A 25899-nucleotide genomic window follows, 5' to 3' on the forward strand; every position below is an offset into this window, starting at 1 on the left:
AACATACAGTATAAATAACATATTATGGACGTAAAAAGCAAACAAAATAACATGCTTCCCATTCAAAAAAGTGATCGTATTCAGTTTCTTGATGTACTTAGAGGTATTGCCATTTTCTTTATTTTTAGTGCCAATATCCCAGTGTTTTCAGGCTTTTATTTCTTTCCTGATGAAGGAAGAATTCCAGAAACTCTCTTGTTTACAGATGAAATTTTAGACTTTATAATGTATACTCTAGTGGACGGAAAGTTCTATTCTATATTTTCTTTATTATTTGGTATTGGCTGTGTCATACAATACAATAATTTAAAAAGTCACAATAAACCATTTGCTCCATTTTTTAGACGACGTATGTTTTGGTTATTAATCATTGGTTTGATTCATTTATGTCTGTTTTGGATTGGAGATATTTTAACCTTGTATGCTTTACTTGGATTTACGTTAATTTACTTTATTAAGCTTTCAGATAAAAACCTCTTAATCGTTGCAGCCTTCTTAATTTTGTTTCCAATTGTCCATTGGTTATTTGTCTATTTTACAGAGCTCAATTATTATCGATTTTTCTTCATCACAAGTGGTGATTACTACCAACATTTCGGTCTACCAACTATAGATCGAAATGGAATTCCATTTGCTGATTTTCAAAGCTTTCAAACTAATGAGAGTATATTGGATTATTTTAAAATGAATATTGGAAACACCTTCATTAGAACAGGAGCTATTTTAAGAGAAGGTAGAATTTTTAAAGTTTTGGGTATCTTCTTAATCGGAATTTGGGCAGGACGAAAGGTCTTGAATCATGACTTATTGAACAACACAAAACGTCTAAAGAAGATTGCACTTTGGGGAATTCTCATTGGTTTACCTATAAGTATCCTTAGAACTTATATAGAATTTTATGGTGGTCCAGAAGATTACTGGAAATTATCTAAAATCGTTTCATATGCATTAGGAACTGTCCCTCTTGCTATGGGGATTTCTGCTCTACTTGCCTTGCTATATTTTAAAAAGCCATCTGCTTTTGCTGTCTTTGCTCCTGTTGGTAAACTAGCATTAAGCAACTACATATTTCAAACCTTTATTTCGGTAACAATTTTCTACGGAATTGGTTTTGGTTTCACAGGAAAATTCGGCTTCACGGTAATTATGACTATTGCTATTTTAATCTTTTTATTCCAAATTTTAATGAGTAAATTATGGCTTAAACATTTTAGATTTGGTCCATTTGAATGGATTTGGAGACAATTAACATATGGCAAATATTTGAAAATCAGAAAACAAAACAATGATTAAATTTAACCGTAATTAGATTAAACTTTAATAATAACAACTACTTTAACCCACTAAAATAAAGACTATGACATCAAAAAGTGACCATTGGACCAAGCTAGAGCTTCAAATTTATATCCTACTTCTTTGCGCTAACTCTGACGCTGAAGAAACTGAATTAGAAATTAGAATGATTAAATCTAAAGTAGATATCAAAACCTTTGAAAAGATATATGAAGAGTATAATAATGATAGCGAAGAAGATCATTTCGAAAAAATAGATGATAATATTCATCAACATGATTATAATAATATGGAACTTGCCAAATTTCGTCAAGAAGCGCACGACATATTTTTTAGTGATGGAAAATTCAAAATGATGGAGCAAAATCTAAATCGCATTTTAGATAACATTATGTACTAGGTATCTTTTAAAACTATGATTAAATTCTTCAATAAACTAGTAATCACAATATCTGTCACCTTGTGTTTAACAGCTTGCATTGACAACCAAAAACTTCCAGATCCTCTTGAAGCTGGATGGAATAACGAAGTCGTTTGTGAAGTCATAGAAGACAATGACAAAGTGAGAACGCTTAAATGTACCTTTCCTCCTGGTGTTGGTCATGAACGTCATTACCATAAATCACATTTTGGTTATACTTTGGCTGGAAGCACTTTCAGAATTAAAGACACTACAGGAACTAGAGAGGTTACTATACCAACAGGATATTCCTTTTATAATGACAAAGTCGATTGGCACGAAGTCCTAAATATTGGAGATAGTACTGCTGTTTTTTTAATAGTTGAGCCCAAATAATAATTCTTGTTAAAACTACTTATAGCTGAATCCAATTTTATAAATTTATCACAGTATTCAATATTGATGATATGAATGGATTTAACATTGTAATGGTAATTGCCATTATTCTTTTTGCAAGATTGGGTATTCGCTTGGTGACTGGCTATATCAAAATGAAAAAAGAAACTAAAGATGAAGACAATAATAACGACAAATAGTCAATACTTAAATTACTCTTTTACAGTTCCGTTAAAATGACTAATATTTGGATTTATTGGATTCCCTGAAGTTCTTCTGAAAGATGCTATTTGTCCACAATGCCAAATTGCATCAGCAATTGGCCCATTAATTTGATTCCAAAATGGAATTTCTCGCTCACCAAAAATAATTTTGAACTGCGAAATATCGCCACTGCTTCTTAAAATATCTGCAGCAGTTTTAAGATTCATTAAAGCTTGTTCTCGTTTTTTCGCATAAGTCATCTCCGTTTTATCAACCTTTCCATTGGCTTTCTTAAGGGTAGAATTAACAATAATATACGATAAATCTAAAATATGATCAATGGTTTCAGCTGTTGACCGCACGTCTTCATTTGGTTTATACTCTAAATCTTTATCTGATAAACCTTCACTTGCCCAATAAAATCTGAATCCCAGTCCATCGACCAGTCTTGCTGCAACAGTTCCAGCTGTAAATGTCTCTGAATATTCTGGAACTTCATAATAAGGAAGTTGTTCTTCGTCGGTTTGTGCTTGAAAAACCGATGAACTTAATAGCGCAAGAATAAGTGTAAAATATTTCATTTTATTTTGGTTCTAATGTTATAACATAATCATAACTTTCAGTTAATAATTTAGCCAATCTATCCAAATCGGTTAACATACTGTCAGGTATTAAAACATAGCCTTTCATTATTGCTCCATAGGATTTATACAAAGAAGAATTGAATTCATTAATATATTTCTCTTGAACAGCTTTTGAAAATCTAAAACCCAATTCGGCATCTTTATTCAATAATGAATACATGTAACCGCTAGCAGACGTATAAGGCATTGTTTTACCTTTTCGTTTAAAACAAGAGCATTTATCTACAACTGGTCATAAATCTCTAGCCTTTCTTTATACATCTTAAAAAAAAATTAATTTTTTAGTTCGGTATTATTATTTATGGTATCCGTTCCATATTTGTCAATAAGGTAAATCAATGCAGTCATAGATGCAGCACCAAGTTCTAATTCGCGCTTATTAACATGCTCGAAAGTATCGTTAGCAGCATGATGATGATCAAAATAACGTTGAGAATCTGGACGTAAACCAGCTAAAACAATATTATCATTTTTTAATGGGCCAATATCCGCTCCACTATAACCTGCTTCAAAATAATGAATTAAATAAGGTTTAAATAACGATCTCCAGCTTTGCACTTTAGCCAACATCGCTTCGCTAGATTGAAAACTAAAACCTCTTGGTGTAAATCCACCAGAATCACTCTCTAAAGCAAATATGTGATTCTCTCCTTTGTTTTTAGCCACTTCTGCATACTTTTTACCACCACGTAAACCATTTTCTTCATTCATAAATAAAACAGCTCGAATAGTTCTCTTCGGACGAATGCCGCTTTCTTTCAATAAACGAAGTACATCCATTGATTGCACTACTCCTGCTCCATCATCGTGAGAACCATCACCTAAATCCCAAGAATCCAAATGACCTCCAACTACAATAATTTCATTTGGAAACTCACTTCCTGTAATTTCACCAATCACATTATATGATTGTACATCTTTCAATTGTTTACAATTCTGACTAAAATATAATTTAATGTTCTTATCAAGAGCCAGAATTCCGCTTAACAATTCCGCATCGTTAGTACTTATTGCTGCAGAAGGAATACGTTGTGAATTTGGCAAATCACCATAACTCATGCTTCCAGTATGTGGATAATCATCTAATCTTAAATTCAATGAACGAACAATAACTCCAAGAGCTCCATATTTCGCGGCTTCTTTAGCGCCAGAATAACGCTCTCCTGAACAACCACTATAAGCTTCAAAAGTATTAATCAAATTAGCTTGCAATGGTTTGTTAATGAATACTATTTTTCCTTTAATCTCAGCTTCTCCTATAGCCTCTAAATCTTTATATGTAGCAACTTCGATGATATTCGCTTTAACGCCTCCAACAGGTGTTGAAATTGATCCTCCAAGCGCACAAATATTAATACTAGTTGTTTTTCCTGGTGAGGTTTCTATATATGCAAACTCAGGTGCTCCTCTAATCCAACGAGGCACCATAACAGGTTGTAACCAAACTTTATCTAAGCCTAGTTTCTCAAACTCTTCTTTTGTGTATTGAACTGCTCTTTCAGCATTTAAAGACCCTGAAAGTCGTCCACCAATTTGATTAGATAAATGATCTAACCATTGATAGCTCATTCCATTCTCTAAAGAATTATCATAAACTTTTTTAAGGTTTTCAGCATCAGTTTGTGCTGAAATTTGAAATGTAATTACAATAGAAAGTAATAGAATTATTCGCTTCATAAAGGGCTTTTTTTATCGAAGCTAAATATACTATTTAAAAAACTGACGATTTATAAAGAAATCATAAAAAACTACTCACTCTCGAGTTCTTTTATGTAATCATCAAGATTAGCTTTGATTTTATCATTAAGCTCTGGTTCAACGATGTCCTTATATTGGATAAGTGTATCGTATAAAATTTTGGCAACGATATATCTAGCCGTTGGTTTATCGTCTGCAGGAATTGCAAACCATGGTGCATGCGTTTTAGAAGTTCTATTTATTGCATCTTCATAACATGTTTGGTAGTCATCCCAAAGTTTACGCTCTTTTAAATCGCCTGGAGAGAATTTCCAATTTTTACTTGGTTTTTCAAGACGACGTAGTAAACGATTTTTTTGCTCATCTTTAGATAAGTGAAGGAAAAATTTAAAAATAATAGTCCCATTTTGAGCTATATGATTTTCAAATTCATTGATTTGATTAAAACGCTTATTCCAAAATTCATCGTTTATGTCTTCTATAGAATTTACATCCGGTAAATTTTCACCTAAAATATAACCTGGATGTACTCGAGTCACTAATACATTTTCATAATGTGTTCTATTAAAAACACCGAATTTTCCTCGTGCAGGAAGTGCAATATAATGTCTCCATAAGTAATCGTGATTGAGTTCTTGTTCTGTAGGAACTTTGAAACTATGGACAACAATTCCTCTGGTATTAAAATCTTTAAACACTTCTCTAATCATGCTGTCTTTACCAGCAGTATCCATTCCTTGAATACAAATTAGAATGGCATATTTACCATGAGCATAGATTGTATTTTGAAAATCACCAAGCTTTTCTCGAACATCTTCCAATTCATTTTCAATAATTTTCTTATCTGCTTGCAAATCAAAAGTTGTTGGTACCTTGCTCAACTGAATGTTTTCAGTAACCTTGAAATCGTTAACATTAATATCTTTCATAATCACTTATTTTGATGCGAACATATTCACATCCTTTTCACTTACTTCGGTTCCTCCAAGGATTATAAGTCGCTCAACAACATTACGTAATTCACGAATGTTACCAGTCCAGTCATAATCTTGAAGTAATTTAATTGCTTTATTTGAAAACTCCTTTTTAATGTTTCCTTGTTCTTCAGCAATTTTAGACGTAAAATGATTAATCAATAATGGAATGTCTTCACGTCTTTCATTTAAAGCAGGCACTTTAATAAGAATTACGGCCAACCTATGGTATAAATCTTCTCTAAACCTGCCTTCTGCGATTTCCTTTTTCAAATCTTTATTTGTAGCAGCAACTACACGAACATCAACCTTGATATCTCTATCGTTACCTACACGTTGTATTTTATTTTCCTGCAAAGCTCTTAATACTTTGGCTTGAGCAGAAAGACTCATGTCTCCAATTTCATCTAAAAAAATAGTTCCTGAATTTGCAGCTTCAAACTTACCAGCTCTATCCTTAACAGCACTTGTAAAAGCACCTTTTACATGACCAAACAATTCACTTTCAATCAACTCAGCAGGAATTGCAGCACAATTCACTTCAATTAATGGACCTTTACAACGAGCACTTTTTTGATGTAACCAATGCGCAACAAGTTCTTTACCAGTTCCATTTGGTCCAGTAATTAGAACTCTGGCATCGGTTGCTGACACCTTTTCAATCATATCTTTGATATGTGAAATAGCATCACTATCACCTATCATCTCATATTTCTTGCTGACTTTCTTTTTGAGCATTTTATTCTCAACAACAAGTGTTTTTGTATCTAATGCAATACGAACTGTATTGAGTAATCTATTTAAATCTGGTGGTTTAGAAATGTAATCAAAAGCTCCTAATCGCATTGTGTTTACTGCTGTATCAAGATCTCCATGTCCAGATATCATGACCATAGGAATTTCTGGCTTAATTTTTTTGACGGCCTCTAAAACTTCAACACCATCCATCTTTGGCATTTTTATATCACAGAGTACTAAATCGTAATCCTCCTTCTTTATTTTTTCAATACCAACAAGACCATCTTCAGCTTCTTCAACTTGGTAACTATCACTCTCTTCAGACAGTATTTTTATTAATACTCTTCGAATTGCCGCTTCATCTTCTATTACTAAAATCTTTGACATATTTATATTTTAAATTTAATTCCTGTTCTTAAATAAAATGAATTTAAATCATCTAATCTAAAAACTTCATCTCTATTTTTATCTCGTAAGACATTATTTAATCGAAATGTATAACCAGTATAAGCAAATGCCACTATATGTTTTGTTAATAAATACTCGTAGCCAATACCACCTACTACTACAGATAATGAAATGTTATCTACTTGTTTGCCTTCTATAATAAGTTCCCTCTGTAAGTTAGCATAATAACCATCTAAACTTACAAAGGTTTGAACCATATGTTTTTCGTTGAAAAAATATTTGACATTAGATTTTGGTACACCTGCAGAATACGACCAATTTTCATTAACGCGTCTATAGTAAATTATAAAAGGCAACGGAAAGGGAACACCTGTAGTAGCGTTATATGTCAAACCCAAAATTAAACGGTAAGGTCGTTTCAATTCTTGATCTTTCGTTTTGTCATTAATAACAAATAAACCTCCATTAAAAAAGATATCTTCAGACGTAATTGCAGATACCAATGTAGATGCAATTCTAGGGTTAAAATTAAGACCAATGCGCCAATCTTCACTTGTTTTAAAAGTGTAACCAATATTTAAATCTATAATATTTAGGGATTCCAATAGTGAATTATCAAAAGGATACTCATCATTTAAATTTAGAATGATATTGTTGTACTCTGCTCCAATTACTAGATAGCAATCTTCTTTTATTTCTATTGGATAGTTAAAAGCTGCACGAAGTCTCGTGTATTGATCTTCAGATTTACTTTTAGGTATAAACGAATACTCTAGTCGCACTATATCTGTAAGTTGCGCTAATACAGTATTAGAGAACAAACAAATTGTAATAACTATAAAAACGTATCGAAACTTTTCAAGCATAAATTTAATTAGAATTGCTTTTTAAAATTAAGGAATAAATACATTATTCCGATTGTTGTCTGATATGAATATCTCTTTGAGGAAACGGAATTGTCACATTGTTTTCTCTAAATAATTTATCGATTTCGAATCTAATATCACTTTTTTGAAAAACAGCTTTAAAACTATCATCGATAGTGAAAATCAATTTGAAGTCTAATGAACTTTCTCCAAAATTAGTAAAAATAACGACTGCTTCAGGACTACTTAACACATCAGGATGTGTACTGGCTGCTTGCAACAACAACTTCTTTACTAGTTGAACATCGCTACCATAAGCGACACCTACAGAGACGCTTTCTCTTGTTATCGTTCCGTTTTGTGTCCAATTGTACAAGCTATTCTCTAAATACAAATGGTTAGGAATTACCAATACTTTATTATCAATAGTAACTGCTCTAGTCGTACGGAGTTTGATTTCTACAACGCGACCTACTTTGCCATCAAGTTCAATGATATCACCAACATGTACAGACTGATCTACAAGAATAAAAATACCAGAAATAATATCCTGAAATAAGGTTTGAAGCGCTAAACCAATTCCGATAAGTAATGCTGCAGATGCCGCAAAAATTGCCGTTACATCTACTCCTACAGTATGGAGTGTTGTAAGTAAAATCACAAGGTAAATAAGCCATTTAAAGTAGCCAAATACTACATTAAATTTCCCTTTATCTTCCTTTGGTAAATTTCTTGTGAATGCTTTAAGAACAAGTCTTAAAATAATTGTAGTTATAAATATCGCAGTAATCACTATTAATATATCCAAAATCGATATACTTATTTTATCAGAAATATCTAAATGCAAATTGAGGAAATCTTTTGTTTTTTCCCAAGCAGTACTTTCTGCAATTTTGTCTTCTATTTCAGATAAATTTTGAACCACAATTAATACTTAATCCATTTAAATAATTCTTTATAAGTAGGTTTTTTTCCGTACATCAAAATACCAACACGATAGATTTTTGCCGCAAACCAAACTGTAAACACAAATGTACCAACCAAAATTAAGAATGACAATACTTGTTGCCAAATTGGGACACCAAATGGTATTCGCATCAACATCACTACTGGAGATGTAAATGGAATAAATGAAAATACTGTAGAAACTGTTCCATGAGGATCTTCAATTACCGTAAAAATACCAACATAAACCGCCAAAATTAATGGCATTAAAATTGGCATCATAAATTGTTGAGTATCGGTTTCATTATCAACGGCAGCACCTACTGCAGCATACAATGAACTATACAAAAAGTAACCACCAATAAAAAAGAATAGAAAAGCAATAACCAGATTGCCTATAGGCAAATTAAAAAATGATTGTAATCCCAATTGCACTTCTTGAGCAATTTCAGGGTTTTTCATAGCCTCACTAATTATATCTTGTTGAGGTGACTGCAGCTCTGATAAGCTTATACCGAAAATTGCAGACAATACTAACGTTAAAATACCTCCTAAGATCACCCAAATGGTAAACTGCGTAATACCAGCGAGAGAGGTTCCTATAATTTTACCCATCATCAACTGAATTGGTTTAACTGAAGATATTATAATCTCAATTATCCTACTAGTCTTCTCTTCAATGACACTTCTCATAATCATGTTTCCGTAGATGATAATAAACATGAACAAGAGGTATCCTGCTGCACCACCAAATGCCAGTTTTAAATAGCTGTCAATTTTAGACGTTTTTTCACCTGTAAAGGTTTCTTGTGCAATGGTAATATTAGATTTTGAAGCTTCAATTTTTTCAATATCCACACCGTCATTAAACAACCTAGTATCTGATAATTTCTTTTCTATTTTTTCTTCAAGACTTGACATTATTGATAGCGAAGGCGATTCGTCAGAATAAAACTTCACTCTAGGCAATACATTAGTTAAATCAATGCTTTTTTCAATGTATAATAATCCAAAATCTTCTTTCGATTTCACCAATTCTTTTGCCGTTTCTAGGCTTTCAGTGGTTAAAATAGTATAAGTGGTATGTTCTGTACTAACAAAGACTTCACTTAAAACTCCAGTCTCATCCAATACTGAAATACTTCGATCTTTATCATTATTAAGTTGAGACAAATAAGCAACAACAGCAATTAAAGCAACCATAATTAAAGGGCTCACAAACGTCATGACAATGAACGATTTGTTTTTGACCTTAGTTAGGTATTCTCTTTTTATAATAAGTGGCAAATGATTCATCTTAATTGTTTTTGACAGTTTGAATAAAAATATCGCTTGCACTAGGTATCACTTCAACAAAGTGATGCACTTCTGCTTTAGAAGTTAAAAATGATAATAAGTCGTTTGAAGAATCGTTAGCATCTAGTTTAATATTCATCTTAACATCATCATTTAAATTCCTAAATGTAGCAGGCAAAACTTCAAATTTTTCTTTGATTTCATTTGAAACACGTTCAATACTATCGGTCTGAAGACCTACCTCAAATGTATTCGTTTTATATTGACGTTTAATGTCAGTTAACTTACCATCTAAGACTTTATTTGACTTATGAATTAAAGCTATATGATCGCAAAGCTCTTCCACAGATTCCATTCGATGGGTAGAGAAAATAACGGTAGCACCTTCATCTCTTAACTGAAGAATTTCATCTTTTATCAAATTAGCGTTGATAGGATCAAAACCAGAAAAAGGTTCGTCAAAAATCAAAAGTTTTGGCTGATGTAAAACCGTCACAATGAATTGAATTTTTTGCGCTTGACCTTTACTGAGTTCTTGGATTTTTTTGTTCCACCAATCTCCAATTTCTAACTTTTCGAACCAATATTTTAAGCGTTTTTTCGCTTCTTGTTTTGTCAAACCTTTAAGTTGTGCCAAATACAAAACTTGCTCACCTACTTTCATAGACTTGTATAAGCCACGCTCTTCAGGTAAATAACCAATATTCCGAATGTCTTCAGGCTTTAAAGGCTCACCATCTAACAACACTTGACCAGTGTCTGGCATTGTAATTTGATTGATGATGCGAATAAGAGTTGTTTTACCAGCACCATTTGGTCCTAATAAACCAAAAATACTTCCTTTGGGTACTGAAACAGAAACAGCATTTAATGCTCTAAAATCTCCGAAGTTTTTAGATACTGAATCAGCAACTAAGAGGTCATTCATATGTTAAAATTGAAAAATTAAATTTCGTAACGTCAAAGATAAAGATGTTAACATGAATTAAGTACTTATGGTACTAAATTTTAACTTTATCACTAAAATATAACAAATTAGCAAATTAAATCAAGTAACTAAACAACTCGTTAGAAACGACTTAAAAAACAAAACCCACCCTTAATAAATTAAGGATGGGAAAAAATTGCTATGAAAAAGAAAAATTACCACTAAAATGAATTAGTGATATTCAAATATAGTGTTTTTTATTAAAAAACTGATTTTTATGAAAACATATCTTTAACTTTTTCAAAAAAAGATTTATCACTACTCTCGGGTTTAGGATTGAAGTGTTCATCGTTTTTCATACTTTCAAAAAATTCTTTTTGTTGCTTATTTAAGGTTTTTGGTGTCCATACATTAACATGCACTAATAGATCTCCAGTACCATAACCATTAATGCTTGGAATTCCTTTTTTGCGTAATCGTAAAATTTTACCTGATTGCACACCAGCTTCTACTTTAATTCTGACTTTACCTGTAACCGTATCAATCTCTTTTGAAGTACCTAAAACAGCATCAGGAAGGCTTATATAAAGGTCATAATGTAAATTATCTCCTTCACGCTTAAGTGTCTCATGCTCCTTTTCTTCTATAACGACCAATAAATCTCCAGATATTCCATTTCCAGGTGCTTCATTACCTTTTCCTGTAACTTTCAATTGCATGCCATCAACAACTCCTGCTGGAATTTTCACAGATACAGTTTCTTCTTGAACCTTAAGTCCCTGACCATCTGCATCACTTGGCTTTTTATCTATACTTTGTCCAGCGCCACCACAAGTTGGACAAGCAGCTGCCGTTTGCATTCGTCCTAAAATGGTATTAGTAACTCTTGTAACTTGGCCTGCACCATTACATGTACTACATGTTTTATACGTAGTTCCAGGTGCTTGAATTTTTCGTTTTACTTTGATTTTCTTTTCAACACCATTGGCAATTTCATCTAGAGTAAGTGTAACACGAATACGAAGATTACTTCCTTTTACGCGTCTTTGTCCTCCACCAAATCCACCACCAAAACCAGAGAAGCCTCCTCCGCCTCCGCCTCCAAAAGCGCCACCGAAAATATCTCCAAATTGACTGAATATGTCATCCATATTCATATTTCCACCACCACCAAAGCCACCTGCTCCATCAAAAGCTTGATGACCAAACTGATCGTATTTTGCTTTTTTATCTGCATTACTCAATATTTCATAGGCTTCTGCTGCTTCCTTGAATTTTGCTTCTGCAGCCTTATCATCAGGATTTTTATCTGGATGAAATTTAATAGCCATCTTACGATAAGCCTTTTTAATTTCAGCAGCAGATGCGTTTTTATCAATACCTAATATCTCGTAATAATCTCTTTTTGCCATGTCAATCCACCTGTTTTTAAGATAAAAACAGGTCTTTTTTAAATTAATATTTTATTGTCCAATAACCACTTTTGGGAAACGAATCACTTTTTCTCCTAGCTTATATCCTTTTTCAACAACATCTACAATTTTACCCTTAAGGTCATCGGTTGGTGCTGGAATTTGAGTTATAGCCTCATGAATATCTGCATCAAACACATCTCCTGCATTGGCTTCAACTTTTTCTAAGCCTTTTTGATTAAGTGTTGTCAATAGCTTGTTATAAATTAAAAGCACACCTTTTCTAAGTTCTTCAGCTTCTTTATCATCTTCAATATGTGCCAATGCACGCTCAAAGTCATCTAATACAGGAAGCATTGCCAACATGACATCTTCACTTGCTGTTTTAAATAAATCTATACGTTCTTTTGAAGTCCGTCTCTTATAATTTTCAAACTCCGCAAAAAGACGTAAAAACTTATCTTTTTCTTTTGCTAATTCTTCGGTTAATTGCTCTTCAACTGAAACTTCTTCTACTTGCGTATCTTGATTAGAAGTTTCGTTTACTTCTAAATCCTTTATATCTTCGTTTTTATCTTTTTTACCCATTGTATTTGGTCTTTTTTATAAATCTTCGATTTAAGACTGGCAAAAGTACTGCCATTATTATTAAAATGTCAAAATGTCATCAAAAAAATTTAATCCCTTGATGTGTCTTCAGAAATTATTATTTTTGATTTAATAATAACACTAAAACTATTTTAAATGTTTAACAAAACAATGCATATTGCATTAACACTCGTATTCGTTCTTTCAGTTGTTGGATGTAAGGATAAAGCTGAAGAAGCTAACACAAGCGATGCTGAAGCTGCTGCCATTAGTGAAAGTACTTCTGAAAAATTCACTGTGAACGTTTCTGAATCTACTATTGAGTGGAAAGGCTTTAAGCCAACAGGAACTCACAATGGTACAATTAACCTTGATAGCGGTGTTTTTAAAACTGATGATGGTAAATTACAAAGCGGTTCATTTTTAATAGACATGAATTCTATTACTGTAACAGACTTGGAAGCTGGTGATGGAAAAGAAGATCTTGAAGCACATTTAAAAGGAACTGTTGAAGGAAAAGAAAATCATTTCTTTTATGTAAAAAAATTCCCTTCTGCTGCATTTGAGATTACTAGCACTGAATCTTTAGCCGCAGGAAAAACAAGATTATCAGGTAATTTAGCTATAAAAGGTCAAAAACATAACATTTCATTTCCTGTAAACATTACAAATGAAGGTGACCAAATAACATTAGAAAGTGAGCCTTTTACCATTGATAGAACAAAATGGAATGTGAATTACGGTTCTAAATCTATCTTTGAAGGTTTAGGAGATAAATTCATTAATGATGACATTGAACTAAAAATCAAAATCAAGGCTAAAAAAGCTTAGATTAGAAGTATATAACACAAATGTAAAGGCCATTCTTAAAAAAGAGTGGCTTTTTTATTATCCTAGTAAATCTTCTATGGCAGGTTCTAAATGATGGTGTTTAAAATCAAAGCCAGCTTCTTCAATTTTCTGTGAGCTCACACGTTGACTTTCGAATAATAAAATATGCATTTCGCCTAAAATCAACTTCATAGCTAACTTAGGTATGTTAGGCAAAATAAGAGGTTTTTCTAATACTTTAGCAACCACTTTAGTAAGTTCACTATTACTTGTAGGATTAGGAGCTACTCCATTGTAGACACCTTCTAATCGATTTTCTGCTAGATACATGAAGAGTTGAGCTAAATCTTCAATATGTATCCAAGATTGCCATTGTTGACCGTCTCCAAAAGCCGCTCCAGCAGCTATTCGAATAGGTTTTGCTATTTCTGGCAATGCACCTCCTTTTTCAGAAAGCACCAAACCAATTCTAATTTTTGAAACCTTAATTCCTAACGAAGAAAACTGATTAACAGCTTCTTCCCACTTTTCAACTACCTGTCCTAAAAACGAATCGGAAATATTTTCAAAATCTTCTTCGTAATAATTGGTTTGAGAACTTGGATATATTCCAATAGCACTTGCCGAAATAATATGTTTTATTGGAAAATTATTGGATTTAATAGTATCATAAAGCAGCTGAACAGTTTCTGTTCTGCTCGAAAGAATTTTATTTTTATGACTGCTCGTCCATCGTTTTGAAATAGAAGCTCCAACTAAATTTATTATGGTATCAACACCATCAAAACACGATTTGTCAATTTCTTTAGTGTCTGGATTCCAATAGAAACCTATATAATTATCCTGAGATGATAATTTATTTCTTGAAGTTGTCAAGTAGTGAACTAGCCAGTTATTATCATGACAAACTTTAACAATTTCTTGTCCGATTAATCCTGTAGCGCCTGTTATTAATACTGTTTTCATACCATGACAAAATTAATTAAACTCTAATGCAGGAACTAATTATTATGAATGGTTTAACGTTTAATAGCTCTAAGCATATGTCGCTTTCCTGGAGGACCTTCTAAGCGTTTAATTTCAAAACCAACAGCCCTTAACGCGCGTTTCACACTTCCTTTAGCGGAATACGTAACTAAAACACCATTTGGTCTTAAGGCGTTATACATTTTTCTGAATATAGCTTCTGTCCATAATTCTGGTTGCACTCGAGCTCCAAAAGCATCAAAATAAATAACATCATAACAATTATCATCGGTTATTTCATCAAAAAACTTTTGCTGTTTAGTCAGCCTAAATTGTTTAGTAATATTATGTGACGTTTCCCAATCAGACTTATGAATGGCATCAAAAGAATTGTTTTTAATTTCTAAAGCTTCAGTATAATTTAATTGTTCTAATTCTTCAGAAGAAATGGGATAAGCTTCAACTCCAAAATAGTCAATTTCTAGTTTGAGTTGTTCTGAATTTAATAAGGTAAGAATGGCATTTAATCCAGTGCCAAATCCAATTTCTAAAATTGAAATTTTGTTCTCTGAATCTTGAATCATTTCAGAATTAAAAAAAAGCAAACCATGTTTTATATAGACATGATTTGCTTCTTGTATTGCACCATGAACAGAATGATATTGTTCGTTCCACTCTTCAATTTGAATTGTTTTAGAACCGTCTGCTGTGGTGATTATTTTGCGTTGCAATATTCTTATTTAATTAGTAATTTTTTAATCTTAGGAATTGGTCCTGTGCATTCAGTTTGATGACAAGACACACATAAGTTAATTGCATTATTATAACGTTCGGAAAGCGCTACATTAGAATCCTCAGTAAATACTAATTTCTGAGCTTCAATAAACTTACCAGAATAATGATCAAATGTTTGGTTTCTAGATTTAGATTCCGAAAATTCGGCTGAATGAATCTTTAAAAACGCTTCTGGAAATTCGGTCGTTATCTTTCCGCTTTCAACTTCTTTTTTAAGCTGTAAGTTAAAGGCATGCATACCTCGCATTAAATTAGCCATTTCAGAACCTTGATATACATCATAACGCTCTGTACCATCAACAATAGTCACCTTTTTTTCAATTTTTTCTACTTTTTCAGAAGAATTACAACTAAAGACTAAGGCAATTGCAAATATGTAACTAACTCGTTTTAGCATTATTCCTCTTTTAATAAAACACCATCTGCAACAAATGAAAATGTCTTTTTAGGCTCAGTGATTTTAGCAATCTCTTCAGCAGATTTCCCTGCATCTTCAGCATAATGACGTTGTTCATCAACAGGAACTTCATTTACAAAAGCTTTACCGTTTAATACAACTTCCTTCCCAGCAATATCCTTAGGCATGAAAAAACCATAATCTTTAAACTTCACCATTACTTGTTCTCCATTTTCTAGATCTACTTTCATCCAGCATCCTTTTGCTTGACAAACCTCATCTACTTTTGCAATCATTTTAGTATCAATAGAGTCTCCCATAGTCATACTTTCAAAATGAGTTGCCATTCGTTTTGCTGAAAGTGCATCAGCATCATTAATTTCTTTTCCGAAAGAGCTGTAAGAAATATCTTGCTCTTTAGAAATATCTTGAGCGATATCTTGAGCGATATCTAAATTTTCTTCGGTTTGCTTGTTTTCATTTTTACAAGAAAAAACAAAGGTAACAAGCACTAATAGTAAAAAAATACGTTTCATAATAGGTGTGATTTTTAAATAAATATTTGAGTTACAAAGGTACATATTTTTTAGCTAAATTTTATGCATTTATAAGGCTGAAATGACTAATTTTGCATAATCTAATTTAAAGAAAAATATGACTCAAGTTTCAACTCACGAAATCGATATAGTAAAAGCTCAAACCTCTAAGATTCACGATGTAGATTTTGACAATCTTACATTTGGTCGTGTGTTTACAGATCATATGTTTTACTGTGACTTTATTGATGGTGAATGGCAACAGCCTAAAATTGAGCCTTATGGTCCAATGACTATTGATCCTTCCGCTCGTGTATTTCATTATGGACAAGCAGTCTTTGAAGGAATGAAAGCCTATAAAGATGATGATGGAGATGTATTTTTGTTTAGACCTGACGAGAACTTTGCTCGTATTAATAAATCAGCAAAACGTTTAGCGATTCCAGAGTTCCCAGAAGCATACTTTTTTGAAGGCCTTACGACGCTATTGAATCTTGATAAAGCTTGGGTAAAAGGTGGAAAAGGAAATTCATTATATATTAGACCATTTGTTATAGCAACTGATTCTGCAATTGCTGCAGCACCTTCTAAGAACTATAGATTCATGATTATTTGCTCTCCAGCAAAAGCATATTATAAAGGCACTGTAAAAGTTCTAATTGCAGAACAATACAGTCGATCAGCTAATGGAGGAGTTGGATTTGCAAAAGCAGCTGGAAACTATGCCGCACAATTTTACCCAACAAGTCTAGCACAAGCGAAAGGATTTCAGCAAGTGATTTGGACTGATGCTGATACACATACTTTTTTAGAGGAAGCAGGAACTATGAATGTGTTTTTTAGAATTGGTGACACCTTAATTACGGCTCCTACTAGTGATCGTATTTTGGATGGAGTTACTCGTAAAAGTCTAATACAATTATGTGAAGACAACAATATGAAATGTGACGTAAGAGCTATCAAGGTTGATGAAATTGTTGAAGCATCTAAAAACGGAACATTAAAAGAAATTTTCGGAGCTGGAACTGCTGCAGTTATAAGTCCGATTTCTGCTTTTGAATATCAAGATACTGTTTATAATCTTCCAGAAATAAATGAGAACTCTTATTCTCACATTCTAAAAGAAAAAATGCTAAATATACAGCATAACTTGGCTGAAGATAAAAATGGCTGGAGATACGAAATCTAATAAAACTAAAAAGAAGCCAATTGGCTTCTTTTTTTTATGACTCTAAGATCTCTTGAATTTTCGGTTTGAAATAATTTGGGCCTTTTAATACTTTTCCGTCTTCTCTATAGATAGGCTCACCATCCTCACCTAGTTTACTCATATTGCTTCGTTGAATCTCATCAAAGACTTCTTCTATCTTATGTTGTAAACCATGCTCAATAATAGTTCCGCAAAGGATATATAACATATCTCCTAAGGCATCAGCGATTTCAACTAAATCATCTTCATTTGCCGCTTCAAGATATTCTTCATTTTCTTCACGCATTAATTTATAACGCAACATGTTTTTCTCAATTCCTAAACTCGCTTTAGGTGTTTCTCTATGACCAATTTTAAATGCTGAGTGAAAGGCTTTTACGGCTTCGATTTTGTTTTTCATTTGTTGTGTTTTTTATGATTTTAATAAAAAGTCTCCCAATTACGACCCTACTTTATAAAGAATTCACAAACATTAACGTGAATTTATATGAGTATTGAAATTGTATTATTTATTTTTGCATAAAAATAGCTATATGTTCAGTAACGGTCAATTGATTTTTGGAATTTTATTTGCAATAGCATTTATTGTGGTCATCTTTTTTGCTTACAGAAAAGATTTTAAGATTCATCAAAAATATTACAGAGGTAGCATTTGGATTTTAATTGCCTTTGTTTCTTTTATTGCTATGATTGCTACCATCAAGTCTATATTTGTATAAGTATTCCCTTCCCTTTTATTTCATTTTTGTCTTATTTTTCCTTCTAACATCGCATTTTTTAGTAACTTAGTTAGATTCATATCTTAAAAACATGGTTCGTATCTTAGGTCTTCAAGGAAAAGGAGAATTGATGCGTTATGCATTAGAAAAAAAGTATAATTTTTAATATATTTAAATTAATTAAAACATTACAACCACTACTATTATGAAAGCATTCAAATCACTACTCTTAGTATTATCAATACTTCTTTTTAGTCAAAGTTATTCACAAAGTTACGTTGGTCTGGTAGCAGACAACTATGCAGGAGTTCATGCCGTTGCATTTAATCCATCGAGCATTGTGGGTTCAAACTATAGAGCTGATATTAATGTGGCTTCCTTAAGTTCATTTGGTGGAAGTGATTATTTTGGCGTGAGATTTAGTAGTTTATTCAATTCTGGTTTTGATTTTGATGATGATGCCGAGCGCTTTTTAAGTGAGAATAATAACTTCTTCCTAAATGCTGACGTTCTTGGTCCTTCATTTATGTTTAATATTGATAAGAAAAATAGTATTGGAGTGATTACAAGAGCAAGAGCTTTTTTTAATTTAAATGAATTCAACGGAGAATTATTTGAAGCTATTGAAGATGATTTCGAATCGGATACTGACGTTGTTTTTGATTCTGAAAATTTAAATGGAACAATTCATGGATGGGCGGAAATAGGAATCGCCTATGGTAGAATATTAATGGATAAACCAAATCATGTGATGAAAGGCGGAATCACTTTGAAATATTTATTAGGCGCAGGTGCTTTGTTTGCTGAAAGTCCTGGACTAAACGGAACCTATTTAAGAGCAAGTGAAACTTTAGTCACTCAAGGAAATGTTAATTATAATTTCACTCCAGGCTTCGATGAAGACTTTGATAAAAGTAATCTTACTAGCGGATTTGGAATGGATTTAGGATTTACTTATCAATGGCATCCAAATAGAGAAAGTGATAGCATTCCTATGTATAGGGACAAGTACAAATTGAAGGTTGGCGTATCGGTTACTGATATTGGTTCCATAAAATATGAAAATGCAGAATTCAATTCCTATGATATGAATGCAGTCGTTGATGCCTCTACCTTTGAAGATCTGGAAGAATTTTTAGATGACAACTATCAAAACACACAATCTTTTAAAGATGTAACAATCAAGTTACCAACAGCATTACGCGTACTTATAGACTACAGAATTACAAACAAATTTTTAGTCAGCGCAAATACAACTCTTTCTATGGTAAAACGAGAGAACGAATTGGCAAACTCAGTAAACAATTCTCTTACCCTTACTCCTCGATTTGAAACCAAATGGTTTAGTTTCTTTACACCTGTTAGTATTAGGCAATTTGATGATTTTGCAGTTGGTGGTGGATTTAGATTTGGACCTTTAACTGTGGGATCAGGATCTATTTTTACTAATTTGATTTCAGATCGTTCACGAACTGCAGATGCGTTTGTTGCATTAAAAATTCCTCTTTACAGAAAATAAATCAATGAATTGTTTAACCATTAGGTAATTGATTTTTTTTATTTACTAATTAGAATTCAAATGACCACTTTAATGATTCATACATTTTATACTTTTAATTTATCTTATCTTCGTGCAATAAATTAAAGTTAGTTTATGAGAAAATTATTTATACTATTCGGACTAATAGGTTTTTTAGTTCTTGGCTGTGCCAGCCCATATTTGAAAGATTCTTCAAATGTTAGTAAGGTTAAAAAAAGTTATGATAACATTTTGGTCGTAGCCAAAGCCAAAGATAAAATAGCAAGAATGAAATTTGAAGAGCAAGTTGTTCAAGATCTTGCTAGCCAAGGTATCAATGCATCTTCATCTATGTCTATTATAAAATCTGAAAATTTTACTAAAGAAATTTCAGAACAAGATATCGAATCAATAAGACTCAAATTACTGAAGGATGGATACACTGGTGTAATTATTACTAATTTAATTAATAGCGCTCAATATACAGATGTCATTTCCGGAAATTCTGGGACAGCAATGTTGCCTGTTAGATATGGTCGGTTTGGAAGATATTATGGCGCCTATCCAGTATCTTATTGGGAACCTGATCAAGTTGTAACTGGAATAGAATATACTTTAGAGAGTTGCCTTTACGATATTTCAGTAGATCAAAAAGACAACTTGCAATGGATTGGAAGATTTCAAGTTAAAGACCCTTCTTCATTAGTTAAATCAATTGAAAAATACTCAAAAGAACTGACCAACGCTTTAATAACAGAGAGCATCTCTCTATAAGCAAAAGCCCAAAATGTTACTAGGTACTAACACCAAAAAACGTAACAACGACATTACAAAATAATTGAAATCTAGAATCCATTAAAGTCTTATTATATTTACAAAAACATTATTGACTAATCCAAAAAAAAATGAATTATGAAAAATAAAATATTATTAGTAGGAATCATTGTTTGTGCTCTAACATTGACCTCTTTTACAACAAATGAGACTAATCTGCAACAAGCTAATACAACAGAAACTAGTAGTGAAACTCAAGATTTACAACCTGACACAAAGGAACCAATTACATTGCCTGTTGGAACCATTTTCTTTTTAAAGTCTTCTACAGTTATCAGTTCTAAAAATTTTAAAGCAGGCGATCACTTTTTTGTAGAGTTAGAAAAAGATGTAACCAAAAAAGGAAAAGTACTTATCCCTAAAGGGACTATTGTTCAAATGGAAGTGCTAGTGTCTGAAAACAAAAAACGAAGATCGAGTACATTTGCCCTAACTGTAGGAGGTTTTATTATTGACAATTATCTTCAACAAGTTAAAACAGAAACTAAAGTAATTACCACAGAAGATATGGCAGGTGGAACGGTTAAAAAAGCAGCAATCGGTGCAGGTATAGGCGCTGCTTTTGATGGCGGAACTGGTGCTGGACGTGGAGCTGCCATTGGTGGTGCCATGGGTTTACTTAAGCCTGGACAGAAGATTCAATTCCCAGCAGGAACTAAAGCTACATTTCAATTAGAACTCCCTTTAAAACTAGATTGGTTATAAAAAATTTAATATTTATAGCACTTTTATTTTCAGGATTGAATTCTCAATCCCAAGTATTGCTATCGGTAATATTTGGTGATAAGCTAAATTCTGAAGGGCTAGAATTTGGACTAGAAGGCGGTGTTAACTGGTCTAATATTGGAACCTTGGAAGCTGATAAACACTTATCATCTTTCAATCTAGGATTCTATTTTGATATTCGCTTGAAAAATCAATGGAATTTATACACAGGTGTCTTAGTTAAATCAAAACTTGGAGCTGATGAATTAAGCACTCAAGATTTAAATTTATTAGGAATAGAATTACAAGAAGAAGACGGAACTTATAGCCAGAAGATTAATTATTTTATCGTTCCCATCCTATTAAAATATAATTTTAAGAATAGAATGTATTTTGAAGCTGGACCTCAATTAGGATTAATGCACAAGGCTTGGGTGGAGTTTAATTCAGATGAAGATGATAGGAATATCCGAATTAAAGACACTAACAAAGATCAGATTAATAGGATTGATGCTGGAGTTTCAATAGGCACAGGATATAAAATAATTGCAGATACAGGAATGACCCTTGGGATAAGGTATTATCACGGACTAACTAATGTTTATAAAGGAATTTCAGGATCAAATAATAGTTCTTTTTTTTTAAAAGTAAATATCCCAATTGGAGCTGCTAAAGCAAAAGATAACGATTCTAACGAGTAATTATTCAAGCCAAAATGATAAGATCTACCATACTCATCCTAATTACAGCATTCCTTTTCATTCAAAAGGCAAATGCTCAATATCCAACTACCAAAATCAAAGATAAACATCAAGCTTATACAGACAGCCTTAAACAAGTAACCTACGATAATATTTTTCCTGTTTGGGGTCAAAAAGCCTACCAAAAGGGATTTGATATTCCATATCCAACTGGAGTGATGGTCAATTATGTATATGTAAAGCAAGGTCTTATAATCGATAATATGCGATTAGGTCTCCAAACTGACAATTTGGATCTTCCACTTACTAGTGTTAATTTCATTGAGTTTGGCGATAATTACACCACAGCAAACACAGTGATGATAAGACCAGATATATGGATATTACCGTTTCTAAATGTATATGGCTTATTTGGGAAAGGAAATTCTAAAACAGAAGTTAACCTTAAGTTTCCTATAGAACTAAAATCTATAGTTGAACAAGAGGTAAGAACTACTGGAATTGGCCTTACAGCTGCAGGAGGTTTAGGACCAGTTTGGTTAGCTCTTGACGCTAACATCACCTGGAATAAACCTGAGTTATTAGATGATCCTGTAGAGGTTAAAACATTTGGAATTAGGTTTGGTCATAATTTCGTTAACAAATCAAAACCATACAGAAACTTTGGGTTTTGGGTTGGTGCAATGAGTATCTCTTTAGGCTCAAATACCGTAGGAGAATTAAAGCTTAATGAAGCACTTCCGCCAGAAACATGGGAACGCGCAGATCAAATAGTAGCTGCATATGATAACTGGTATGATAATACTGCTACAATACCACAAAAAGTAATTGCAGATCAAACATTAGGGCCACTCGTTCAAGCTATTGGAGAAGCAGATGGAGAAGCAGTAATACGTTATGGTTTGGATAAGAGTACAAAACAAAAATGGAATGGCATTATAGGCGCACAATACCAACACAATAAAAACTGGATGTTTAGAACCGAAGCAGGTGTTATTGGAGATAGAAAGATGTTTCTACTGTCTTTAAATTATAGATTTTTGTTATAATGAAATTAATAACAAGTGTTGTTATCTCGATTCTTATTACTATAACTAGTATAGTTATTGATGAACATAAAAATAAGACCACTGCAACCAAAAATAACATAAAAATTGTGTTAGATGGAGTACGTTCAACTGAAGGTAAAATAGTTGTAGCAGTTTTCAAGGATCAAGAGGATTTCAAATCAAGAAAACCTGTAAAAAGAATTGAATTTAATAAAATTAATTTAGACGAAAATCAAATTGTCATGAGTTTAGAAACAGGAATATATGGTATTTCTGTTTTTGATGATGAGAATGATAACAATAAGATGGACTATAATTTTTTAGGTATACCTAAAGAAGGGTTTGGCTTTTCTAATTATTATCATACAGGTTTATCAAAACCACATTTTGATGATTTTAAATTCGAAATTATCGATACATCAGAAAAGTTGATTAACATTACATTACGCTATATGTAATTTATGATTTTAATAAAAGTGTTAGCGTTAATGTTTTTATTGAATGTTTTATTTTAAAAAAACCAATATGAGATTACGTGTTTTTAAATGTATCCTGGTGCTATTACTTTTTTCTTCTGCTATTACTTACAGTCAAGAAACCAAAGGTGAAAAAGAAGAAACAAACCAAGAATCTGAAAAATTCAAGCGCCATTCTATAGGTTTTTTTCTAAGTCATAGCCATATAAATCAAAGTAGAATAGATGGCGAAAAAAGTTGGGTTTCTGCACCATCACTTGCGCTTAATTACAATTATCTATTTAACGAAAAATGGGGATTAGGTTGGCATAATGATCTCATCATTGAAAAATTTATTGTTGAAGACACAAGAGAAAACAAAACAGAATTAGAACGAAGCTACCCTTTTTCAACTATGCTTGTTGGTTTCTATAAGCCAAGCGAAAGTTGGAGTTTAGCTCTGGGTGGAGGAGCCGAATATGAAGAAAATGAAACCTTTGGGCTTATTAGAATTGGTACAGAATATGGAATCCCAATTCCTGATTTGGAATTAGAAGTCCTATTTTCATTTAATTATGATATTCTTATTGACGCTTATGATAGTATAAACTTTGGTATTGGAATTGCTAAATCATTTTAAATAATTACTAATAAAACTAAATACAATAGTTAGATTATGAATAGAATTATCAATTTAATATGGATTTGTCTCATTGCTTTTACAGCAAACGCACAAGACACAAAACCAGTAGACACAGATGAACTAGATAAAGGCTGGGAATTTGATTTAGCACCATACGTTTGGGTGGCTGACCTTTCAGCTGATATATCTTTCCTTGACCAATCAACAGCAATTGAGGCCCAATTTAAAGATGTTCTCAATAATCTTAAAATGGGGTTTTTAATGCATGCCGAAGCAAGACATGATAATTGGTTTATTGCTGGTGATATTGTGTATTTAGCAGTAGAAAAAAATGGAGATGTCGATGTTGTATCTATTAGTACCAATACCACTTTGAGTATTAAGCAAACAGTTGCCGAAATAATAGGTGGCTATACGTTTGTAGAATCAGAGGAATGGCTTTTCGTTGACGGTTTTGCAGGTCTTAGATATTTTGGTATACAAACAGAAATAGAAGCTGGAAGTCAAGAGCTTTTAGATGAAACAATAAATACTACAGATCCAATAATTGGACTTCGCTTACGAACAGTGTCCGATAAATGGCAAAGTAGTTTAAGAGCAGATATTGGAGGATTTGGTATTGGTTCTGAGTTTAGTTGGAAAACGAACTTATTACTAGGCTATAAGTTCTCTGAGTTATTTTCCCTTCATGGTGGCTTTCAAGCTTATGGTATCGACTATGAAAAAGATGACTTTGGTTTACAAATGACCAGTGCAGGATTCTTACTTGGTGCAAACTTTAATTTAAAATAAAATAAATCTTATGAACATTATAAAAAAAATTAAATTATTAGCAATAGCATTATTCCTTTCTAGTGGTGCTCTTTTTGCTCAAACAGAAGAAACTCAAGAAACAACCGGTTCTGCAGAAGACCTAGCTAAACAATTAGCAAATCCTGTTGCCTCACTGATTAGTTTACCGTTTCAAAATAATTTTGATTTTGGAGTTGGACCTTTAGATGGTTTTAGATACAACTTAAACATACAACCTGTTATTCCAATATCACTTAATGAAAATTGGAATATGATTAGTAGAACCATCATACCACTTATATCACAAAATGATGTGACTGGAAAAGGAAACAATGAAACTGGACTTGGTGACATTGCACAAAGTATATTCTTTTCACCTAAGGCAGTCAAAAACGGAATGGTCTGGGGAATCGGACCAGTATTGCTTTTACCAACAGCGACGAACGATTATTTAGGAGCAGATAAGTTTGGTGTTGGTCCCAATGCTGTGGTTTTAAAATTAAATGGACAATGGACGTATGGCGCCTTAGCAAACCATGTTTGGTCTGTAGCCGGAAGTGGTAGCAACGATATCAATGCAACGTTTTTTCAGCCATTTATGACGTACGCAACCAAAACTGGTTCTTCTTTTACCCTAGCCTCTGAGAATACACAAAGCTGGGATAATAGTATATTTGGAGGATTTGTTGGAGCTTACTATGCCAAAGTAACAAAATTTGGGAGTCAAATGGTACAACTTGGAGGAGGACCTAAAGTATTTTATGGGAACAATCCATTCAATCCAGATTGGGGATTACGATTGAACGTCATTTTATTATTTCCAAAAAAATAAAATAGAATCGCAAAACTATATATTACAATAGCACTAATTATCCTTCCCATTCTAGGTTATACCCAGAATGGAAAGGTCGCTATTGATTCTATCTTAGTACGAAACCAAGACACTACCAATATTAA

The 25899-nt window shown here is 32.6% G+C and carries 32 protein-coding genes; 16 read left to right on the forward strand and 16 right to left on the reverse strand.

From position 1 onward, the window contains the following. Nucleotides 1-24: 24 nt before the first annotated feature. The 4 genes from RH81_RS00385 to RH81_RS17285 all read left to right on the forward strand — a co-directional run bounded on the left by RH81_RS00385 (nucleotide 25) and on the right by RH81_RS17285 (nucleotide 2289). On the forward strand, nucleotides 25-1293 hold the full coding sequence (locus tag RH81_RS00385; protein ID WP_033956034.1) for a DUF418 domain-containing protein: 1269 nt from the start codon (nucleotides 25-27) through the stop codon (nucleotides 1291-1293). A gap of 64 nt (nucleotides 1294-1357) precedes the next feature. Beyond that, nucleotides 1358-1693: a hypothetical protein gene (locus tag RH81_RS00390; RefSeq protein ID WP_033956038.1), complete on the forward strand. Its 336-nt coding sequence runs from the start codon at nucleotides 1358-1360 to the stop codon at nucleotides 1691-1693. A 15-nt stretch (nucleotides 1694-1708) separates the two neighbouring features. Beyond that, nucleotides 1709-2089: a cupin domain-containing protein gene (locus tag RH81_RS00395; protein ID WP_033956041.1), complete on the forward strand. Its 381-nt coding sequence runs from the start codon at nucleotides 1709-1711 to the stop codon at nucleotides 2087-2089. A 71-nt stretch (nucleotides 2090-2160) separates the two neighbouring features. Next, entirely contained in the window at nucleotides 2161-2289 is a 129-nt protein-coding gene (locus tag RH81_RS17285) for a hypothetical protein (RefSeq protein WP_277619901.1), read from the forward strand. Nucleotides 2290-2301: 12 nt separating this feature from the next. Here RH81_RS17285 and RH81_RS00400 read toward each other — a convergent pair whose 3' ends face one another. The 11 genes from RH81_RS00400 to RH81_RS00450 all read right to left on the reverse strand — a co-directional run bounded on the left by RH81_RS00400 (nucleotide 2302) and on the right by RH81_RS00450 (nucleotide 12790). Further along, complete coding sequence (locus tag RH81_RS00400) at nucleotides 2302-2874, reverse strand: hypothetical protein (protein WP_052172343.1); 573 nt, start codon at nucleotides 2872-2874, stop codon at nucleotides 2302-2304. A 1-nt stretch (nucleotide 2875) separates the two neighbouring features. Next, nucleotides 2876-3124, reverse strand: a complete 249-nt coding sequence (locus tag RH81_RS00405; RefSeq protein ID WP_052172344.1) for a hypothetical protein — start codon at nucleotides 3122-3124, stop codon at nucleotides 2876-2878. An 86-nt stretch (nucleotides 3125-3210) separates the two neighbouring features. Next, nucleotides 3211-4614: a M20/M25/M40 family metallo-hydrolase gene (locus RH81_RS00410; protein WP_033956045.1), complete on the reverse strand. Its 1404-nt coding sequence runs from the start codon at nucleotides 4612-4614 to the stop codon at nucleotides 3211-3213. A gap of 71 nt (nucleotides 4615-4685) precedes the next feature. Next, nucleotides 4686-5564: a PPK2 family polyphosphate kinase gene (locus RH81_RS00415; protein ID WP_033956047.1), complete on the reverse strand. Its 879-nt coding sequence runs from the start codon at nucleotides 5562-5564 to the stop codon at nucleotides 4686-4688. 6 nt (nucleotides 5565-5570) lie between these two features. Further along, on the reverse strand, nucleotides 5571-6734 hold the full coding sequence (locus RH81_RS00420; protein WP_033956049.1) for a sigma-54-dependent transcriptional regulator: 1164 nt from the start codon (nucleotides 6732-6734) through the stop codon (nucleotides 5571-5573). Nucleotides 6735-6736: 2 nt separating this feature from the next. After that, entirely contained in the window at nucleotides 6737-7621 is an 885-nt protein-coding gene (locus RH81_RS00425) for a DUF6268 family outer membrane beta-barrel protein (RefSeq protein ID WP_241478939.1), read from the reverse strand. Between the two features lie 43 nt (nucleotides 7622-7664). After that, a complete protein-coding gene (locus RH81_RS00430) occupies nucleotides 7665-8546 on the reverse strand; it encodes a mechanosensitive ion channel family protein (RefSeq protein WP_033956053.1) in 882 nt (293 codons plus the stop codon). A 2-nt stretch (nucleotides 8547-8548) separates the two neighbouring features. Continuing rightward, nucleotides 8549-9862 (reverse strand): ABC transporter permease, encoded by a 1314-nt coding sequence (locus RH81_RS00435; RefSeq protein WP_033956056.1) that lies wholly within the window; start codon nucleotides 9860-9862, stop codon nucleotides 8549-8551. 1 nt (nucleotide 9863) lies between these two features. After that, nucleotides 9864-10790: an ABC transporter ATP-binding protein gene (locus RH81_RS00440; protein ID WP_033956059.1), complete on the reverse strand. Its 927-nt coding sequence runs from the start codon at nucleotides 10788-10790 to the stop codon at nucleotides 9864-9866. A gap of 275 nt (nucleotides 10791-11065) precedes the next feature. Further along, the gene (gene dnaJ, locus RH81_RS00445; protein WP_033956062.1) at nucleotides 11066-12202 is read right to left on the reverse strand and encodes a molecular chaperone DnaJ; all 1137 of its coding nucleotides are present in this window, start codon (nucleotides 12200-12202) and stop codon (nucleotides 11066-11068) included. 51 nt (nucleotides 12203-12253) lie between these two features. Beyond that, nucleotides 12254-12790, reverse strand: coding sequence for a nucleotide exchange factor GrpE (locus RH81_RS00450; RefSeq protein WP_033956064.1), 537 nt, complete (start codon nucleotides 12788-12790; stop codon nucleotides 12254-12256). A gap of 156 nt (nucleotides 12791-12946) precedes the next feature. Between RH81_RS00450 and RH81_RS00455 the strand changes: the two genes are divergently transcribed. After that, nucleotides 12947-13621 carry a YceI family protein gene (locus tag RH81_RS00455; RefSeq protein ID WP_033956070.1) on the forward strand — a complete coding sequence of 225 codons (675 nt, stop codon included), beginning with the start codon at nucleotides 12947-12949 and terminating at the stop codon, nucleotides 13619-13621. A gap of 57 nt (nucleotides 13622-13678) precedes the next feature. On the opposite strand, the gene RH81_RS00460 is transcribed toward RH81_RS00455, so the two are convergent. Genes RH81_RS00460 through RH81_RS00475 form a run of 4 tightly spaced genes read right to left on the reverse strand, consistent with a single transcriptional unit; the run spans nucleotide 13679 to nucleotide 16315 of the window. Further along, nucleotides 13679-14587, reverse strand: coding sequence for a TIGR01777 family oxidoreductase (locus tag RH81_RS00460; protein WP_033956071.1), 909 nt, complete (start codon nucleotides 14585-14587; stop codon nucleotides 13679-13681). A 53-nt stretch (nucleotides 14588-14640) separates the two neighbouring features. Then, entirely contained in the window at nucleotides 14641-15318 is a 678-nt protein-coding gene (gene mnmC2, locus RH81_RS00465) for a tRNA (5-methylaminomethyl-2-thiouridine)(34)-methyltransferase MnmC2 (RefSeq protein ID WP_033956079.1), read from the reverse strand. 5 nt (nucleotides 15319-15323) lie between these two features. Continuing rightward, entirely contained in the window at nucleotides 15324-15779 is a 456-nt protein-coding gene (locus tag RH81_RS00470; RefSeq protein ID WP_033956083.1) for a hypothetical protein, read from the reverse strand. After that, a complete protein-coding gene (locus RH81_RS00475) occupies nucleotides 15779-16315 on the reverse strand; it encodes a DUF4920 domain-containing protein (RefSeq protein WP_033956086.1) in 537 nt (178 codons plus the stop codon). The genes RH81_RS00470 and RH81_RS00475 overlap by 1 nt, the downstream gene beginning before the upstream one ends. A 118-nt stretch (nucleotides 16316-16433) precedes the next feature. Here RH81_RS00475 and RH81_RS00480 point away from each other — a divergent pair, with 118 nt between their 5' ends. Next, nucleotides 16434-17504 (forward strand): branched-chain amino acid aminotransferase, encoded by a 1071-nt coding sequence (locus tag RH81_RS00480; protein ID WP_033956089.1) that lies wholly within the window; start codon nucleotides 16434-16436, stop codon nucleotides 17502-17504. Nucleotides 17505-17538: 34 nt separating this feature from the next. On the opposite strand, the gene RH81_RS00485 is transcribed toward RH81_RS00480, so the two are convergent. Further along, nucleotides 17539-17925, reverse strand: coding sequence for a pyrophosphohydrolase domain-containing protein (locus RH81_RS00485; RefSeq protein ID WP_033956092.1), 387 nt, complete (start codon nucleotides 17923-17925; stop codon nucleotides 17539-17541). Between the two features lie 133 nt (nucleotides 17926-18058). Between RH81_RS00485 and RH81_RS00490 the strand changes: the two genes are divergently transcribed. The 10 genes from RH81_RS00490 (at nucleotide 18059) to RH81_RS00535 (ending at nucleotide 25774) form a co-directional block, all read left to right on the forward strand. Further along, on the forward strand, nucleotides 18059-18244 hold the full coding sequence (locus RH81_RS00490) for a hypothetical protein (protein WP_033956095.1): 186 nt from the start codon (nucleotides 18059-18061) through the stop codon (nucleotides 18242-18244). A 205-nt stretch (nucleotides 18245-18449) separates the two neighbouring features. Further along, nucleotides 18450-19763: a DUF5723 family protein gene (locus RH81_RS00495; protein WP_033956098.1), complete on the forward strand. Its 1314-nt coding sequence runs from the start codon at nucleotides 18450-18452 to the stop codon at nucleotides 19761-19763. Between the two features lie 135 nt (nucleotides 19764-19898). Then, a complete protein-coding gene (locus RH81_RS00500; protein WP_033956101.1) occupies nucleotides 19899-20537 on the forward strand; it encodes a hypothetical protein in 639 nt (212 codons plus the stop codon). A gap of 138 nt (nucleotides 20538-20675) precedes the next feature. Continuing rightward, nucleotides 20676-21302, forward strand: coding sequence for a hypothetical protein (locus tag RH81_RS17185; RefSeq protein ID WP_033956103.1), 627 nt, complete (start codon nucleotides 20676-20678; stop codon nucleotides 21300-21302). Beyond that, nucleotides 21293-22003 (forward strand): porin family protein, encoded by a 711-nt coding sequence (locus RH81_RS00510; RefSeq protein WP_152604756.1) that lies wholly within the window; start codon nucleotides 21293-21295, stop codon nucleotides 22001-22003. The genes RH81_RS17185 and RH81_RS00510 overlap by 10 nt, the downstream gene beginning before the upstream one ends. A gap of 14 nt (nucleotides 22004-22017) precedes the next feature. Further along, on the forward strand, nucleotides 22018-23052 hold the full coding sequence (locus RH81_RS00515; RefSeq protein WP_033956106.1) for a hypothetical protein: 1035 nt from the start codon (nucleotides 22018-22020) through the stop codon (nucleotides 23050-23052). Next, the gene (locus RH81_RS00520; protein WP_052172345.1) at nucleotides 23052-23510 is read left to right on the forward strand and encodes a DUF2141 domain-containing protein; all 459 of its coding nucleotides are present in this window, start codon (nucleotides 23052-23054) and stop codon (nucleotides 23508-23510) included. Before RH81_RS00515 ends, RH81_RS00520 begins: the two co-directional genes overlap by 1 nt. A 97-nt stretch (nucleotides 23511-23607) precedes the next feature. Beyond that, nucleotides 23608-24147, forward strand: coding sequence for a hypothetical protein (locus RH81_RS00525; RefSeq protein WP_152604757.1), 540 nt, complete (start codon nucleotides 23608-23610; stop codon nucleotides 24145-24147). A 36-nt stretch (nucleotides 24148-24183) separates the two neighbouring features. Continuing rightward, nucleotides 24184-24942 (forward strand): hypothetical protein, encoded by a 759-nt coding sequence (locus RH81_RS00530; protein ID WP_033956110.1) that lies wholly within the window; start codon nucleotides 24184-24186, stop codon nucleotides 24940-24942. Nucleotides 24943-24952: 10 nt separating this feature from the next. Next, nucleotides 24953-25774, forward strand: coding sequence for a hypothetical protein (locus RH81_RS00535; RefSeq protein WP_033956113.1), 822 nt, complete (start codon nucleotides 24953-24955; stop codon nucleotides 25772-25774). The last annotated feature ends 125 nt before the right edge of the window (nucleotides 25775-25899 follow it).

It is taken from the genome of Psychroserpens jangbogonensis (assembly GCF_000797465.1).
GTDB lineage: Bacteria > Bacteroidota > Bacteroidia > Flavobacteriales > Flavobacteriaceae > Psychroserpens > Psychroserpens jangbogonensis.

Coding starts and splice junctions, on each gene's coding strand:
- RH81_RS00385 (WP_033956034.1), top strand. CDS start 25: ATGGACGTAAAAAGCAAACAAAATAACATGCTTCCCATTCAAAAAAGT.
- RH81_RS00390 (WP_033956038.1), top strand. CDS start 1,358: ATGACATCAAAAAGTGACCATTGGACCAAGCTAGAGCTTCAAATTTAT.
- RH81_RS00395 (WP_033956041.1), top strand. CDS start 1,709: ATGATTAAATTCTTCAATAAACTAGTAATCACAATATCTGTCACCTTG.
- RH81_RS17285 (WP_277619901.1), top strand. CDS start 2,161: ATGAATGGATTTAACATTGTAATGGTAATTGCCATTATTCTTTTTGCA.
- RH81_RS00400 (WP_052172343.1), bottom strand. CDS start 2,874: ATGAAATATTTTACACTTATTCTTGCGCTATTAAGTTCATCGGTTTTT.
- RH81_RS00405 (WP_052172344.1), bottom strand. CDS start 3,124: ATGCCTTATACGTCTGCTAGCGGTTACATGTATTCATTATTGAATAAA.
- RH81_RS00410 (WP_033956045.1), bottom strand. CDS start 4,614: ATGAAGCGAATAATTCTATTACTTTCTATTGTAATTACATTTCAAATT.
- RH81_RS00415 (WP_033956047.1), bottom strand. CDS start 5,564: ATGAAAGATATTAATGTTAACGATTTCAAGGTTACTGAAAACATTCAG.
- RH81_RS00420 (WP_033956049.1), bottom strand. CDS start 6,734: ATGTCAAAGATTTTAGTAATAGAAGATGAAGCGGCAATTCGAAGAGTA.
- RH81_RS00425 (WP_241478939.1), bottom strand. CDS start 7,621: ATGCTTGAAAAGTTTCGATACGTTTTTATAGTTATTACAATTTGTTTG.
- RH81_RS00435 (WP_033956056.1), bottom strand. CDS start 9,862: ATGAATCATTTGCCACTTATTATAAAAAGAGAATACCTAACTAAGGTC.
- RH81_RS00440 (WP_033956059.1), bottom strand. CDS start 10,790: ATGAATGACCTCTTAGTTGCTGATTCAGTATCTAAAAACTTCGGAGAT.
- dnaJ (WP_033956062.1), bottom strand. CDS start 12,202: ATGGCAAAAAGAGATTATTACGAGATATTAGGTATTGATAAAAACGCA.
- RH81_RS00450 (WP_033956064.1), bottom strand. CDS start 12,790: ATGGGTAAAAAAGATAAAAACGAAGATATAAAGGATTTAGAAGTAAAC.
- RH81_RS00455 (WP_033956070.1), top strand. CDS start 12,947: ATGTTTAACAAAACAATGCATATTGCATTAACACTCGTATTCGTTCTT.
- RH81_RS00460 (WP_033956071.1), bottom strand. CDS start 14,587: ATGAAAACAGTATTAATAACAGGCGCTACAGGATTAATCGGACAAGAA.
- RH81_RS00470 (WP_033956083.1), bottom strand. CDS start 15,779: ATGCTAAAACGAGTTAGTTACATATTTGCAATTGCCTTAGTCTTTAGT.
- RH81_RS00475 (WP_033956086.1), bottom strand. CDS start 16,315: ATGAAACGTATTTTTTTACTATTAGTGCTTGTTACCTTTGTTTTTTCT.
- RH81_RS00480 (WP_033956089.1), top strand. CDS start 16,434: ATGACTCAAGTTTCAACTCACGAAATCGATATAGTAAAAGCTCAAACC.
- RH81_RS00485 (WP_033956092.1), bottom strand. CDS start 17,925: ATGAAAAACAAAATCGAAGCCGTAAAAGCCTTTCACTCAGCATTTAAA.
- RH81_RS00490 (WP_033956095.1), top strand. CDS start 18,059: ATGTTCAGTAACGGTCAATTGATTTTTGGAATTTTATTTGCAATAGCA.
- RH81_RS00495 (WP_033956098.1), top strand. CDS start 18,450: ATGAAAGCATTCAAATCACTACTCTTAGTATTATCAATACTTCTTTTT.
- RH81_RS00500 (WP_033956101.1), top strand. CDS start 19,899: ATGAGAAAATTATTTATACTATTCGGACTAATAGGTTTTTTAGTTCTT.
- RH81_RS17185 (WP_033956103.1), top strand. CDS start 20,676: ATGAAAAATAAAATATTATTAGTAGGAATCATTGTTTGTGCTCTAACA.
- RH81_RS00515 (WP_033956106.1), top strand. CDS start 22,018: ATGATAAGATCTACCATACTCATCCTAATTACAGCATTCCTTTTCATT.
- RH81_RS00520 (WP_052172345.1), top strand. CDS start 23,052: ATGAAATTAATAACAAGTGTTGTTATCTCGATTCTTATTACTATAACT.
- RH81_RS00530 (WP_033956110.1), top strand. CDS start 24,184: ATGAATAGAATTATCAATTTAATATGGATTTGTCTCATTGCTTTTACA.
- RH81_RS00535 (WP_033956113.1), top strand. CDS start 24,953: ATGAACATTATAAAAAAAATTAAATTATTAGCAATAGCATTATTCCTT.